The organism is Mesorhizobium sp. M0751, from assembly GCF_040320265.1.
In the GTDB taxonomy this organism is placed as follows: domain Bacteria; phylum Pseudomonadota; class Alphaproteobacteria; order Rhizobiales; family Rhizobiaceae; genus Mesorhizobium.
On the sequence record NZ_JAMYPH010000092.1, the window covers coordinates 1 to 506 of the forward strand.

General features: G+C 64.4%; 1 pseudogene. It reads left to right on the forward strand.

The features are described 5' to 3' along the window. A pseudogene (locus tag NKI19_RS32795) lies at positions 1-506 on the forward strand (transposase); the annotation flags it as partial.

Sequence of the window (506 nt, forward strand, 5' to 3'; positions counted from 1 at the left end):
GCGGGCGACCTGGCGCGCAAGCATGGGATCTCCGAGGCGACGCTGTATAACTGGAAGGCGAAGTATGGCGGGATGGACGTCTCCGATGCCAAACGGCTGAAAGGCTTGGAAGACGAGAACGCGAAGCTGAAGAAGCTGCTCGCCGACCAGATGCTGGAAGCGTCGGCCCTGCGCGAGCTTCTTTCAAAAAAATGGTAGGGCCCGCCGCCAAGCGCGAAGCCGTCGCGCATCTGCAGGCCGCCATGGGCGTGTCGGAGCGTCGGGCCTGTTCCTTCGTCGGTGCTGATCGCAAGATGGTCCGCTATCGGTCCCGGCGTCCGCCGGAGACGGAGCTGCGCACAAGGTTACGCGACCTCGCCAACGAGCGCCGCCGCTTCGGCTATCGACGCCTGTTCATTCTGCTCAGGCGCGAAGGCGAGGCATCGGGTATCAACCGCATCTACCGGCTATACCGCGAAGAAGGACTGGCCGTGCGCAAGCGACGCTCCAGGCGCCGAGCGGTAGGA